General features: G+C 71.8%; 14 protein-coding genes. 6 read left to right on the plus strand and 8 right to left on the minus strand.

Translation table 11 applies throughout. The features are described 5' to 3' along the window. Positions 1-67: 67 nt before the first annotated feature. The 3 genes from F0U47_RS00910 to F0U47_RS00920 are packed head-to-tail and all read right to left on the minus strand — an operon-like array spanning position 68 to position 3,032. Entirely contained in the window at positions 68-472 is a 405-nt protein-coding gene (locus F0U47_RS00910) for a thioesterase family protein (protein ID WP_149748436.1), read from the minus strand. 3 nt (positions 473-475) lie between these two features. Then, the gene (locus tag F0U47_RS00915) at positions 476-2,146 is read right to left on the minus strand and encodes an acetolactate synthase (RefSeq protein ID WP_149748437.1); all 1,671 of its coding nucleotides are present in this window, start codon (positions 2,144-2,146) and stop codon (positions 476-478) included. 52 nt (positions 2,147-2,198) lie between these two features. Then, complete coding sequence (locus F0U47_RS00920; protein ID WP_246159355.1) at positions 2,199-3,032, minus strand: DUF2785 domain-containing protein; 834 nt, start codon at positions 3,030-3,032, stop codon at positions 2,199-2,201. A gap of 97 nt (positions 3,033-3,129) precedes the next feature. Here F0U47_RS00920 and F0U47_RS00925 point away from each other — a divergent pair, with 97 nt between their 5' ends. Further along, a complete protein-coding gene (locus F0U47_RS00925) occupies positions 3,130-4,599 on the plus strand; it encodes a PAS domain-containing sensor histidine kinase (protein WP_149748439.1) in 1,470 nt (489 codons plus the stop codon). 27 nt (positions 4,600-4,626) lie between these two features. On the opposite strand, the gene F0U47_RS00930 is transcribed toward F0U47_RS00925, so the two are convergent. Continuing rightward, positions 4,627-4,881 carry a WhiB family transcriptional regulator gene (locus F0U47_RS00930; protein WP_149748440.1) on the minus strand — a complete coding sequence of 85 codons (255 nt, stop codon included), beginning with the start codon at positions 4,879-4,881 and terminating at the stop codon, positions 4,627-4,629. A gap of 214 nt (positions 4,882-5,095) precedes the next feature. Here F0U47_RS00930 and F0U47_RS00935 point away from each other — a divergent pair, with 214 nt between their 5' ends. Continuing rightward, the gene (locus tag F0U47_RS00935) at positions 5,096-5,491 is read left to right on the plus strand and encodes a hypothetical protein (RefSeq protein ID WP_149748441.1); all 396 of its coding nucleotides are present in this window, start codon (positions 5,096-5,098) and stop codon (positions 5,489-5,491) included. Between the two features lie 20 nt (positions 5,492-5,511). Here F0U47_RS00935 and F0U47_RS00940 read toward each other — a convergent pair whose 3' ends face one another. The 3 genes from F0U47_RS00940 to sodN are packed head-to-tail and all read right to left on the minus strand — an operon-like array spanning position 5,512 to position 7,143. Further along, entirely contained in the window at positions 5,512-6,324 is an 813-nt protein-coding gene (locus F0U47_RS00940; protein ID WP_149748442.1) for an RNA polymerase sigma factor SigF, read from the minus strand. A 1-nt stretch (position 6,325) separates the two neighbouring features. Next, on the minus strand, positions 6,326-6,745 hold the full coding sequence (locus tag F0U47_RS00945) for an ATP-binding protein (protein WP_149748443.1): 420 nt from the start codon (positions 6,743-6,745) through the stop codon (positions 6,326-6,328). Then, positions 6,742-7,143, minus strand: a complete 402-nt coding sequence (gene sodN, locus F0U47_RS00950; protein ID WP_149748444.1) for a superoxide dismutase, Ni — start codon at positions 7,141-7,143, stop codon at positions 6,742-6,744. Before sodN ends, F0U47_RS00945 begins: the two co-directional genes overlap by 4 nt. A gap of 65 nt (positions 7,144-7,208) precedes the next feature. Between sodN and F0U47_RS00955 the strand changes: the two genes are divergently transcribed. From F0U47_RS00955 to F0U47_RS00970, 4 genes are all read left to right on the plus strand, one after another. Continuing rightward, positions 7,209-7,562: a S24 family peptidase gene (locus F0U47_RS00955; RefSeq protein WP_246159356.1), complete on the plus strand. Its 354-nt coding sequence runs from the start codon at positions 7,209-7,211 to the stop codon at positions 7,560-7,562. A 146-nt stretch (positions 7,563-7,708) separates the two neighbouring features. Continuing rightward, the gene (locus F0U47_RS00960) at positions 7,709-8,824 is read left to right on the plus strand and encodes an NAD(P)-dependent malic enzyme (RefSeq protein WP_149749065.1); all 1,116 of its coding nucleotides are present in this window, start codon (positions 7,709-7,711) and stop codon (positions 8,822-8,824) included. A 43-nt stretch (positions 8,825-8,867) separates the two neighbouring features. Beyond that, entirely contained in the window at positions 8,868-9,836 is a 969-nt protein-coding gene (locus F0U47_RS00965) for a zinc-binding dehydrogenase (protein WP_149748445.1), read from the plus strand. Between the two features lie 217 nt (positions 9,837-10,053). Continuing rightward, positions 10,054-11,550 carry an MDR family MFS transporter gene (locus F0U47_RS00970; protein WP_149748446.1) on the plus strand — a complete coding sequence of 499 codons (1,497 nt, stop codon included), beginning with the start codon at positions 10,054-10,056 and terminating at the stop codon, positions 11,548-11,550. A 62-nt stretch (positions 11,551-11,612) separates the two neighbouring features. Here the strand turns inward: F0U47_RS00970 and F0U47_RS00975 are convergent, their stop codons facing one another. Continuing rightward, positions 11,613-12,254, minus strand: coding sequence for a TetR family transcriptional regulator (locus F0U47_RS00975; protein ID WP_246159357.1), 642 nt, complete (start codon positions 12,252-12,254; stop codon positions 11,613-11,615). Positions 12,255-12,340: the final 86 nt, after the last annotated feature.

The raw sequence follows: 12,340 nt of genomic DNA on the forward strand, positions 1-12,340 counted from the left end.
ACCCCAGTGTCTCAGGTCTGCACGTACGTGACGAAATCGGCCTCGTCCGACCGATCGCCCCCGAGCGTCAGGCGCGTGGAGAGCCGACCCGGGACATGAACCGCTCGCCGTCGACCACCACCCGGGTGATCTCGCCGCTTCCCACCAGGGTGCCCGGCCCGTCCGGGCCGATGTTGCGGGCGGCGACGGAGAAGCGCCGCAGCCGGCCGTCGGCGTACGCCAGTCGCGCGGTGACCTCGACCTCCTGCCCGACGGCGCTCGGCGCCAGGTGCTCGATCTCGAGGCGGGTGCCGACGCTGGTCTCCCCGGCGGTCAGGGTCGGGTCGATGGCGGCGCAGGTGGCCGCCTCGAACCACGCCAGCAGGCGCGGTGTGCCGAGCACGGGCAGGCTGCCCGACCCCACGGCGGCAGCCGTGTCGGCGTCGCCGACGGTGAACCGGAGCGCGGCCTCGGCCGCCGGCACCTGGGTCATGGCCTAGATGCCGAACGTCGCGCGCGGGTAGGCGGCGGTGACGTCGGTGATCACGTTGACGAGGTACGGCACGCCGGCGGCGAACGCCCGGTCCAGCGCCGGGCCGATCTGGCGGGGGTCGGTCACGGTCTCGCCCGCGCCGCCGAGCGCCTTGACGACGCCGTCGTAGGACGTCTGCGGCGCCAGGTCGGCGGCGACGTCGTAGCCGTAGAGCATCTGCATCGGGCCCTTCTCCAGGCCCCAGGCCGAGTTGTTGCCCATCACCATCACGACCGGCAGGTTGTGCCGGACCAGGGTGTCGACGTCCATGAGCGAGAACCCCGCCGCGCCGTCGCCGAGCAGCAGGACGACCTGCGAGGACGGGCGCGCGATCCGGGCCGCGATGGCCGCGCCGAGGCCGGCGCCGAGGCAGCCGTAGGGGCCGGGGTCGAGCCAGCAGCCCGGCCGCCGGGGCTCCACGAACTTGCCGGCGAACGAGACGAAGTCGCCGCCGTCGCCGATCACGACCGCGTCGTCGGCGAGCCGGGGGACCAGCTCGCCGTAGATCCGGGCGGGGTGCACGGGGTCGGCCTCGGCCGTCAGCAGCTCCGCGTCGCGGGCGACCGTCGCCGCGACGGTCTCCTGGAGGCTCGCCACCCACCCCGACCAGTCCGGTCGCCTGCCGCGCTCGAGGGCGGCCTGGAGCCCGTCGAAGATCGAGGTCAGGTCGCCGCTGGCCGACTCCGCCAGCGCGGCGCGCGCCGAGACCTGGTCGGAGGAGTCGGCGATGTGCACGACCTGCGCCGGCACCGCGCCATCCTTGCCGCCGAAGATCCCGTAGCCCAGACGGAAGTCCAGGGGAGTGCCCACGACGACCACCAGGTCCGCTCCACCGATGGCCGCACCACGGGCCTTCGTCACGAGCAGCGGGTGACCGCCGGGGATCACGCCGCGCCCCATGCCGTTGGTGATGGCCGGCACGCCGACCGCCTCGACGAAGCGCCGCGCCGCCTGCTCGGCGCCGTCGGCCCAGACGTCGGTGCCGAGGATGACCAGCGGTCGCGCCGCCCCCGCGAGCAGCCCCGCGATCCGGTCGATCGCGTCGGTGTCGGGCTCCGTGCCGCGGCCGGCGTCGGCGCCGATCACGGGCACCGGCCCGCTGCCGGCGTTGAAGAACTCGTCCATGGGCACGTCGACGTACGTCGGCCCGCGGTGGGACGACCGCGCCGCGGAGAACGCCTCGTGGAAGCCCGCGGCGACCTCGTCGGCGGTCATCAGCGTGGCTGCGTGCTTGGTCACCGGGCTGACGATCGGCAGGTGGTCGATCTCCTGGAGCGCACCCGAGCCCCAGCGGTTGTTGGGCGCCCGGCCGCCCACCACGACCATCGGCGAGCCGGCGAACCGGGCCTGCGCCATCGCGCTGATGCCGTTGGTGACGCCGGGGCCCGCGGTCAGCACTGCGAGGCCGGGGACCCGGGTCAGCTTGCCGGTGGCCTCGGCCGCGAAGGCGGCCGTCTGCTCGTGGCGTACGTCGAGCAGCCGCATCGGCCGCCCCTCCTCGCCGGCCTTCACCGCGCCGTCGTACATGGGGAAGACGTGGGCGCCCGAGAGCGTGAACATCGTCTCCACGCCGTGGGCCTGGGCGACGGCGACAGCCAGCTGTCCGGCGTGGCCGGCGAGTTCGGTCGAGGTCATGACCGCACCCTACTAGCGGGTCACTTGACCTGAAGTCGCCTGTGGAGGCCGATCACGCCCGGTGGTGGGACGGGCCGAGGTAGGCCGGGTGCGCGCGCCGCAGGTGCTCCACGAGCAGCAGCACCAGGTCGGACCGGCGCGCCGGCGCCGCAGGCCCGAGGGCGAGCTGGAGGTAGAGCGCACGGAGGAACGCCGCCGCGTTGCCCGTCTGCCGGTAGATGTCCGGGGCGTCCGAGCCGTCGCGGCGCGGACGAGCCGCGACCGCGATCCGCTCGAGCCAGGAGTCGACCAGCTCGTCGGGCACCAGGCCACGGCGCAGCACCTGGATGGTGGCCATCGCGAGGCGATCGGGCTCGCCCGAGAACCAGACCGGACCGGGTCCCCGGGCGACCCGGTCACCGATCACGTCGAGGACGACCAGCAGCTCACCCGGGCCGCAGTGGGGCGACCGGGCCAGCGTGCCCAGCGCGTCCGCGCCATGGGCAATCGCGTGGGCCCAGCCCTGGTTGGGGACGTAGCCGCGCTCGTCGCGCTCGTTGAGGAACCACGTGGCGAGACGATCACCCCACTCGTGGACCTTCGCGCGGGTCACGCGCGGCCGGCGCGTGTCCCGATCGATCACCTCAGCGACGACGAGTGCGGAGAAGCTGCGCCGGAAGACGGTGTCGGTGCCTCGCTCGCCGATGCCGGTGAGCAACCCGGTCGCGATCCCGTCGCCCAGCCCAGGCAACAGGTCGTCGTAGACACCACGCTCGATCCAGGTGCACAGCACGGCGAGCGCCAGCTCGCGAGGCTCGGACTCGGGGGCGCCGAGGAGCTCGGTCAGCTCGGCGGTGAGGTCAGACAGCCTGCGGTCCGCGGGCACTCTGAAGTCGGCTGCAGACACGTGTCGCCAGTCGACAATGGGGGGCATAACGGACATCCTGCCAAACGCCTCCGACCGGTCTGGACGGGGCTGTGGCCTGAGCCACTACGGTGTGCCCGTGCCGTCTCTCTCCGCCATCGTGCGGCGCCACACCGACCTCGACGACGAGGACGTCGCGTGGCTCCAGCGGATCCTCGCGGACTGGCAGATCATCGCGGATCTCTCGTTCGCCGACCTGGTGATGTGGCTGCCGGACCGTGAGGGGCAGGGCTTCTGGGCAGGCGGTCAGATGCGTCCCACGACCGGCCCGACGGCGTACGTCGACGACATCGTCGGATCCTTCGTCGCGACCGGTCGCCGTCCGCTCGTCGACGCCGCGTTCGCGCAGGGCCGCATCGCCCGCGAGGGCGACCCGGAGTGGCGCGACGAGATCCCGGTGCGGGTCGAGGCGATCCCGGTGCGGCGGGAGGGCCGCGTGATCGCCGTGATCGCGCGCAACACCAACCTGCTCGGCGTCCGGACGCCCAGCCGGCTCGAGATCAACTACCTCCAGACCGCCGGCGACCTCACCAAGATGATCGCCTCCGGTCACTTCCCGGCGCCCGGCCAGCGCAGCGACCACGCGGACTCGCCGCGGGTCGGTGACGGCTTCCTGCGCGTCGACGCGGCCGGCCGGGTGGTCTACGCGAGCCCCAACGCGCTGTCGGTCTACCGCAAGCTCGGCCTCGCCGGCGACCTCGCCGGCCACCTGCTCACCGACCTGACCCGGGACCTGGTGCCGCCGCGGAAGCGCCCCGACGAGGAGACGCTCAGCGCCGTGCTCGGTGGCCGCGCGCACCGCGACACCGAGATCGGGTCGGGAGACGTCGCCCTGATCGTCCGGGCGATCCCGCTGAAGCCGGACGGCGAGCACATCGGTGGCCTGATCCTGCTTCGCGACGTGACCGACCTGCGCCGCCGCGACCGGGAGCTCATCACCAAGGACGCCACCATCCGGGAGATCCACCACCGGGTGAAGAACAACCTCCAGACCGTGGCCGCGCTGCTGCGGCTGCAGGCGCGCCGGATCGACTCGGCCGAGGCGACGGCCGCGCTCGAGGAGGCCGTACGCCGGGTCGGGTCGATCGCGATCGTCCACGAGACCCTCAGCCAGGCGCTCGAGGAGACGGTCGACTTCGACGAGATCGCCGACCGGCTCTCCCGGCTGGTCACCGACGTCGGGCTGGCGCCGGTCCGGGTGCGGCGCGAGGGCCGCTTCGGCATGCTCGTCTCCGAGCAGGCGACGCCGCTCGCGATGGTGGTGACCGAGCTGCTCCAGAACGCGGTCGAGCACGGCTACCGCGACCGCGAGGGCGCGGAGGGCGAGGGCGAGATCGTGCTGTGGGCCGAGCGGCGCGGGTCGCACCTCGAGGTGCGGGTGGACGACGACGGCACCGGCCTGCCCGACGGCTTCGACCTCGACAGCTCACCGAGCCTGGGGCTGTCCATCGTCAAGACGCTGGTGGAGTCCGAGCTCGGCGGACACCTCACGCTCGGCACGTCCCCGGAGGGCGGGGCACGGGCCGAGCTCTCGATCCCGCTGGACTGAGCGGCTCCGGCTGATCTGCGGGCGACCTCAGGCGGTCGTGCGCACCCGGGCGCGAGCGTTGCGGCGCTTCAGCGCGCGACGCTCGTCCTCGCTCAGGCCTCCCCACACGCCGTGGTCCTGCCCCGCTTCGAGCGCCCACGCGAGACACTGCTCGCGCACGTCGCAGCGTCGGCACACCTGCTTGGCCTCCTCGATCTGGAGGATGGCCGGACCGGTGTTGCCGATCGGGAAGAACAGCTCCGGATCCTCGTCGAGGCATGCGGAACGGTGACGCCAATCCATGGGTGGGGAATCCCTCTTTCTAGGTGCGTGCAGGCCGTGACCAGGCTGTGGGTCGCCCCCGGCCTGCGGGCGCGGCAATGACCGCAAAAGTGAACGCTTTCACGATCGCCCTGCAAGGTTTCCAAGGAAACGCTCACTTATCAAGGGGTGCGGACGGTTTGTTGGGTCACAACGCGGCGACCGGCGCCGTTCGCCGTCGGTTAGGCTCCGCGCCGTGTCCGACACACCGAGCCCGTCCGTCACGCCGCCCCCGCTGACGGTGGCGGCCTCGCTGGTCGCCCTGCAGGGGCTGGGGCTGGTCGGCGTCGCGATCGTCCAGGTGGCCGAGCTGGACGACGACCGGCGCGCGCTCGGGCTCTCCAACGCCGGGTTCTACGGGGCGTACGGCGTGCTCCTGCTGGTCGCCGCCTGGGGGCTCTGGCGCTGCTCGGGCTGGTCGCGCGGCCCGGCCCTGCTCACCCAGCTGATCTGGCTCGGCCTCGCCTGGACCGTGCGCGAGCACGTCGTCGCGGCGGTGGCGCTGGCGGTGCTGGCCCTGGTCGTCCTCGCGGGCATCCTGCACCCGGACTCGATCGAGTCGCTGAACAGCGAGGACCAGGCCTCTCCGTAGTTCTCGTCCTCGTCCCAGTCCTAGTCGTCGGCCTCGAGGGACGCGCGGAGCTGCTCGAGCGTGCGGGTGAGCAGCCGGGAGACATGCATCTGGGAGACGCCGATCTCGGCGGCGATCTGCGACTGGGTCATGTTCTTGAAGAATCGCAGCAGCAGGATCCGCTTCTCCCGGGGCGGCAGGCTCTCGAGCAGGGGCTTCACCGACTCACGGATCTCGACCTGCTCGAGCCCCTCGTCGTCGATGCCGATCGCGTCGAGCATGCTCTGGCCGCCCCCGTCAGCACCGTCGGAGTCGTCGCCCGCGTCGAGGGAGAGCGTGGCGTAGGCGTTGCTCGACTCCAGGCCCTCGACGATCTCCTCCACCGAGCAGCCGATCGCCTCGGCGATCTCACGGGGCGTGGGGGAGCGGCCGAGCGACTGGGTGAGCTCGGCAGTGGACGCGCTGATCTGCATCCGCAGCTCCTGGAGCCGGCGGGGAACCCGGATGGCCCAGCCCTTGTCGCGGAAGTAGCGCTTGATCTCGCCGATGATCGTCGGCGTCGCGTAGGTGGAGAACTCCACCCCGCGGTCGGTGTCGAACCGGTCGACGGACTTGATCAGCCCGATCGTGCCGACCTGCACCAGGTCCTCGAACGGCTCGCCCCGGTTGCGGAACCGGCGCGCGCAGTGCTCCACCAACGGCAGGTGGAGGTGGACCAGCGCCTCCCGGGCGCTGTCGCGCTCGGCGTCGGATGCGCCGTCGTCGCGGAAGACTGCGAACAGCCGGGCGTTCTCGCGCCGGGTCGCGTCGAGGGCAGCGGAACGTCCGCTGTCCCGAGAGTCGACCTCCGTCATCTCACAACCCGGCGCCGTCGATCACCGCAGGGTCGAGGGACGACCGCAGGGCGATGCGGACGGCATAGGTGCCGGGCGCGGCTTCGACGCTGGCGTCGGTGGTGAGGGTCGTCAGCACCTGCCAGCCGAAGCTGTCGTAGTCGGGGCGGGCCGGGTCCGCCGCCGTGGTGCTGCAGTCGAGCCGGAGCTCGCCGGGCTCGAGGCGGAACCGGCAGACCAGGTCGGCGCCGGCGTCGGCCTCGTCGAGGACCATCGCGGCGACCTCGCTCACGGCGATCCGCAGGTCCTCGATGTCGTCCATCGTGAAGTCCAGGCGCGCCGCGAGGCCGGCGGTCAGCGTGCGGAGCACAGCGGCGTAGGCGCCGTCCGCCGGCAGCCGCAGCTCGACGTCGGAACGGGCGCCCACGCCACTGGTGATCATGCCTGCTTCGTCTCCCAGAAGATCTTGGCGATCTCGTCGATCTTGGCCAGCAGCTCGTCGGCCTTGCCGATGTCGAGGGTGCCCTTGGTGCCGGTGGCGCCGGCGAGCTTGGTCGCCTCGTTCACGAGCGTGTGCAGCTCGGGGTACTTCTCGAAGTGCGGCGGCTTGAAGTAGTCGGTCCACAGCACCCACAGGTGGTGCTTGACCAGCTCCGAGCGCTGCTCCTTGATCAGGATCGCGCGGGTCCGGAAGTCCGGGTCGTCGCTGTCGAGCGCCTTCTGGACGATCGCCTTGACCGACTCAGCCTCGATCCGGGCCTGGGCCGGGTCGTAGACGCCGCAGGGCAGGTCGCAGTGGGCGGACACCTCGATGGTGGGGGCAAAGAGACGCGAGAGCATGCGGGTCCTTCCTCGTGATCAGGTATGTAGGAGGGCGTTACCCTCGGGCTGCGACACTACTCGCCGTGGCGAGGAGCCGAAACGAGGGGCGTACGCCGAGCGAGGGCGGATCCGGCTTCGCCGTACCCCTCGGGCTCGCGGTCGTGCGCGGCGACTCGATGCTGCCGACGCTGGCGCCGGGGGACCGGCTGGTCCTCCGCCACCGCGCGAAGCCCCGCCCCGGGCGGGTGGTCGTGGCGCGGTTCGCCGACGGCACGGTCGCGGTCAAGCGGGCGGTCGAGGTGCGCGCCGACGGCTGGTGGCTGCTCTCCGACAACCCGGACGAGGGAGTGGACTCGCGGCACCGGGGCGTGGTGCCGGCGACGGACGTCGTCGGCGTCGTCCTGGCCCGGTTGTGGCCCCGACCGCGGAGGCTGTGAGGCCGGTCACGGGTGCGCGCCGTCTGCGGGACGTCGGCCCGCGACCGGTGCGCGCTGTGGAAGAATCGTGGTTTGTGTCCGCCGACGTCCCTTCCTCGCACCCGCGCGCGGGTGAGCCGGTCTTCGACCTGCACCAGGGCGGCAAGATGGAGACGGTCTCGACCGTCGGCCTCACCGACAAGGCGGATCTCTCGCTGGCCTACACGCCCGGCGTCGCCGAGGTGTGCGAGGCGATCGCGGCCGACCCGGGGCTGACCCGCCACTACACGTGGGTGCCCAACACGGTCGCCATCGTCACCGACGGCACTGCGGTCCTGGGCCTGGGCGACATCGGTCCGGCGGCGGCGATGCCCGTGATGGAGGGCAAGGCCGTGCTGTTCAAGCAGTTCGGCGGCGTCGACGGCGTCCCGATCTGTCTGGCCACGACCGACGTCGACGAGATCATCGAGACCGTGGTGCGCCTGGCGCCGAGCTTCGGCGGCATCAACCTCGAGGACATCTCGGCGCCGAGGTGCTTCGAGATCGAGGACCGCCTCAAGGAGCGCCTCGACATCCCGGTCTTCCACGACGACCAGCACGGCACCGCCGTGGTCACGCTCGCCGCGCTCACCAACGCGCTGAAGATCACCGGTCGCAACGCCGAGTCGACGCGGGTCGTCATCTCCGGCGCGGGGGCCGCCGGCGTCGCGATCGCGAAGATCCTGCTCGAGGCCGGCATCAAGGACCTGGTCGTGACCGACCGCAAGGGCGTGGTCAGCTCCGACCGTCACGACCTGACCCCTTCGAAGAAGGCCCTCGCCGAGCTCACCGCCGACCGTACCGGTCGCAGCGGCACGCTGGCCGACGCGTTCGCCGGCGCAGACGTCTACGTGGGCGTGTCCGGCGGCACGGTGCCCGAGGAGGTCGTCGCGACGATGGCCGACGACGCGATCATCTTCGCGATGGCCAACCCCAACCCCGAGGTGCACCCCGACGTCGCGCACCGCCACGCCCGCGTCGTGGCCACCGGGCGATCGGACTTCCCCAACCAGATCAACAACGTGCTCGCGTTCCCCGGCATCTTCCGCGGCGCGTTCGACGTGCACGCCTCCGCGATCACCGAGGGCATGAAGGTCGCTGCCGCGCAGGCCCTCGCCGATCTCGTGGGCGACGACGTCACCGAGGACCTGGTCATCCCGTCGCCGTTCGACCCGCGGGTGGGCCCCGCCGTCGCCGCGGCGGTCGCTGCCGCTGCCCGGCGTGACGGGGTCGCGCGGATCTGACCCATCGGCGGTCGGGCCTCGAACCACCGATAGCGTTCGACGCATGTTCGCCGTCTACGCAGAGTCCTTCAGCACCGACGACCCGCTCTCCGGCCTCGTGCTCGGCGAGCGTCCCGAGCCGGAGGCGCCCGACGGCTGGACGACGATCACGGTGAAGGCCGCGTCGCTGAACCACCACGACCTGTGGTCGCTGCGCGGCGTGGGTCTCAAGGAGGACGCGCTGCCGATGATCCTCGGCTGCGACGCCGCGGGCTTCGACGAGGACGGCAACGAGGTCGTCGTCCACGCGGTCGTGAGCAGCCCCGACTGGGCAGGCGACGAGACGCTCGACCCGCGGCGGTCGCTGCTCTCGGAGCGGCACCAGGGCACGTTCGCGGAGCGGGTCGTCGTACCCCGCCGCAATGTCGTGCCGAAGCCCGCGTCGCTGTCGTTCGAGGAGGCTGCCTGCCTCCCCACGGCATGGCTGACGGCGTACCGGATGCTCTTCACCCAGGGCGGCCTCAAGGCCGGCGACACGGTGCTGGTCCAGGGCGCCGGCGGCGGCGTCGCGACTGCGCTGATCGCGCTGGCCCGCGCCGGCGGCCTCCGCGTCCTGACGACCAGCCGTGACGAGTCCAAGCGCGCCAAGGCGCTCGAGCTCGGCGCGCACGAGGTCTTCGAGTCCGGCGAGCGGCTGCCCCTCAAGGTCGACGCGGTGATGGAGACGGTGGGTCGCGCGACGTGGCAGCACTCGATCCGATCGCTGCGGCCGGGCGGCAAGCTGGTCATCTCGGGCACCACGTCGGGCCCGAAGCTCGACGACGCGATGCTGAGCCACATCTTCTTCCTCCAGCTCAGCGTGATCGGCTCGACGATGGGCACACGCGACGAGCTGGCGTCGCTCGTCACGATGCTCGACGCGACCGGCGTGCGGCCGGTGATCGACCGCACGGTGGCGATGGAGGACGCCCGCGACGGGTTCGCCGCGATGGCCTCCGGGGACATCTTCGGCAAGGTCGTCCTGACGCGCTGACGCCCGTGGCGCTCGTGCGGCGCGACTGAGCAAGAAATGCTTGGCGCGCTGTCGGTGCTGTCGGGAAGCATGGAGCCTGCCGACGCGTTGCGACCCGAGCGATGAGAAATGTCGCTCCGAAGTGTCGAAGTAGGCATCGCCCGTTCGTGGACTCCATGAACGGCGAGCCCGGCGAGCAGGCCGGCTCCCGCACCCCCGACGAAGACAGGACCCAGAGATGACTGTGCCCACCGAGGCTGGAGGCCTCACCCCGGAGGAGTGCCCCGCAGCCGACGTCGCCGAGTTCGAGCAGGAGTTCGCCGGCACCCCCGGCAAGACGCCGCTCGTGATCAAGCTGCTGGTGGCCGCCACGTTCGTCGTGATCCTCAACGAGACCATCATGATCAACGCGATCCCGCGGCTGATGGCTGACTTCTCGATCGACGAGCGGAGCGCGCAGTGGCTGTCCACCGCGTTCATGCTGACGATGGCCGCGGTCATCCCGCTGACCGGCTGGTTCCTCCAGCGGGTGAGCACGCGGTCGGCGTACGCCGTCGCTATGGCGACCTTCTGCGCCGGCACGGCGCTCGCCGCGGTCGCGCCGGCCTACGAGGTGCTCCTCGCCGGCCGCGTCATCCAGGCCGGTGGCACCGCGGTCATGATGCCGCTGCTCATGACGACGCTGATGACCGTCGTCCCCGAGACCGACCGCGGCCGGGTGATGGGCCAGGTCACCCTGGCGATCTCCTGCGCGCCGGCTCTCGGCCCGGCCGTCTCCGGCGTCATCCTCGACCTCGGCTCGTGGCGGCTGATCTTCGTGTTCGTGCTGCCGGTGGCCGCTCTGGTTGCCATCGCCGGGATGCGCCAACTGGAGAACGTCGGTGAGGCGCAGGTCAGCTCGGTGAGCTGGCTCAGCGTCGTGCTGGCCGCGGGCGGCTTCGCCACGCTGGTCTACGGGCTCAGCGAGATCGGCAACGGGTCCGCGTCGAGCGTCACCATGCTCGTGCTCGCCGGTGTGCTGCTGGTGGGGGCCTTCGTCGCCTACCAGCTCAAGCTGCAGCGGACCGACGTGCCGCTGCTCGACCTGCGCACGCTGAAGCACCGCACCTACGCCGTCTCCCTGCTGCTCATGTCCGCCGGCTTCATGGCGTTCCTCGGATCGATGATCCTGCTGCCGCTCTACCTGCAGAACCTGCGGGGGCTGTCCGAGCTGCAGACCGGCCTGCTGGTGATGCCGGGTGGCCTCGCGATGGGCCTGCTCGGCCCCCAGGTCGGGAAGCTCTACGACAGGTTCGGCTCGCGACCGCTGGTGATCCCCGGCTCGATCGGGATGGTCGCCGCGCTGGGCGCCCTGAGCCGGATCGGCGTGGACACTCCGTACTGGCAGATCCTCGGCGTCCACGTCGTGTTGATGGCGTGCCTGGCGGCGATCTTCACGCCGGTCTTCACACTCGGCCTGGGCGACCTGCCGCCGCAGCTCTACTCCCACGGCAGCTCGCTGCTCGGGACCCTGCAGCAGGTGGCCGGCGCGGTCGGCACGGCGGTGCTGGTGGTCGTGATGCAGAACCGCAAGGAGCACCTGCTGGGCACCGGTGCGGGCGACGCCGAGGCAGTGGTCGGAGGCCTGCAGTGGGCGTTCGCCGTCGGCGCCGTCATCGGTGTCGCCGTGGTGGTGCTGTCGCTCATGCTGCCGTCGCGGGTCGAGGCCCCGGAGGGCGCTCCCGTCGGGCACTGAGGCCCACCCGCCACGTCGCTACGTCGACCCGGCTCGTGCGAACGAGCCGGGTCGGCGTCATGTCAGCGGGACGAGTCCCAGCTCAGTGCGCCGATCAGCACGATGTGGAGCTGGCGGCGGGCGACGCCCTCGATGCGGCGCACAACGTCCTCGCGACCTCCCGCGAGGGCGATCTCCTCGGCGTGGGACAGCATCGCGTTGACGAGCAGGTTGGCGAGGATCAAGAGGTCCTCCCCGGACCAGCCGCCCGCACCGGGGACCCGGGCGATGTCGGTGGCCAGCTCGCGCTCGATGAGCTCGAGCTGGTGGCGCACGGCCGCACGGACCGGCGCCGGGCCGGCGAGCCGCTCGCGGGCGATGAACCGGAAGTGCCGGTCGGCCTTGGGCACGTGGGTCACCAGGGCCTTGACGGAGTTGTCGACGACGGCGAGGAACAGCGCCCGGTCGGACGCGGGGGGTGAGTCGAAGGTGCGAGCGGACCGCAGCAGGTCCCGGAGCGAGGTGAACGACTCGTCCACGAGGGCGAGCCCGAGCTCGTCGATCGACTCGAAGTGGCGGTAGAACGCGGTCGGGACGATGCCGACCTGCTTGGCGACCTGACGCAGCGAGAGGGCTGCCAACGGCTGCCTCTCGCACAGCTCGAGCGCCGCGTCGAGGATCGCACGACGAGTGCGTTCCTTGCGCTCGATGCGGGTCTCGGTCACTACCCCAGCCTACCGTGAGTGAACATGTGTGCACCCTCACGTCCCGCGGTGCTTGCGTAGCCACCGGCCAACCCGGCAGTGTTCTT

Origin of the sequence: Nocardioides antri (assembly GCF_008373765.1) — a bacterium.
GTDB classification, from domain to species: Bacteria; Actinomycetota; Actinomycetes; order Propionibacteriales; family Nocardioidaceae; genus Nocardioides; species Nocardioides antri.

Bases quoted from the DNA above. Each gene is read 5' to 3' on its own strand.
- F0U47_RS00940 (WP_149748442.1), bottom strand. From the start codon at position 6,324: ATGACGGAGGTCGACTCTCGGGACAGCGGACGTTCCGCTGCCCTCGAC.
- F0U47_RS00915 (WP_149748437.1), bottom strand. From the start codon at position 2,146: ATGACCTCGACCGAACTCGCCGGCCACGCCGGACAGCTGGCTGTCGCC.
- F0U47_RS00910 (WP_149748436.1), bottom strand. From the start codon at position 472: ATGACCCAGGTGCCGGCGGCCGAGGCCGCGCTCCGGTTCACCGTCGGC.
- F0U47_RS00930 (WP_149748440.1), bottom strand. From the start codon at position 4,881: ATGGATTGGCGTCACCGTTCCGCATGCCTCGACGAGGATCCGGAGCTG.
- F0U47_RS00970 (WP_149748446.1), top strand. From the start codon at position 10,054: ATGACTGTGCCCACCGAGGCTGGAGGCCTCACCCCGGAGGAGTGCCCC.
- F0U47_RS00945 (WP_149748443.1), bottom strand. From the start codon at position 6,745: ATGATCACCAGTGGCGTGGGCGCCCGTTCCGACGTCGAGCTGCGGCTG.
- F0U47_RS00965 (WP_149748445.1), top strand. From the start codon at position 8,868: ATGTTCGCCGTCTACGCAGAGTCCTTCAGCACCGACGACCCGCTCTCC.
- sodN (WP_149748444.1), bottom strand. From the start codon at position 7,143: ATGCTCTCGCGTCTCTTTGCCCCCACCATCGAGGTGTCCGCCCACTGC.
- F0U47_RS00960 (WP_149749065.1), top strand. From the start codon at position 7,709: ATGGAGACGGTCTCGACCGTCGGCCTCACCGACAAGGCGGATCTCTCG.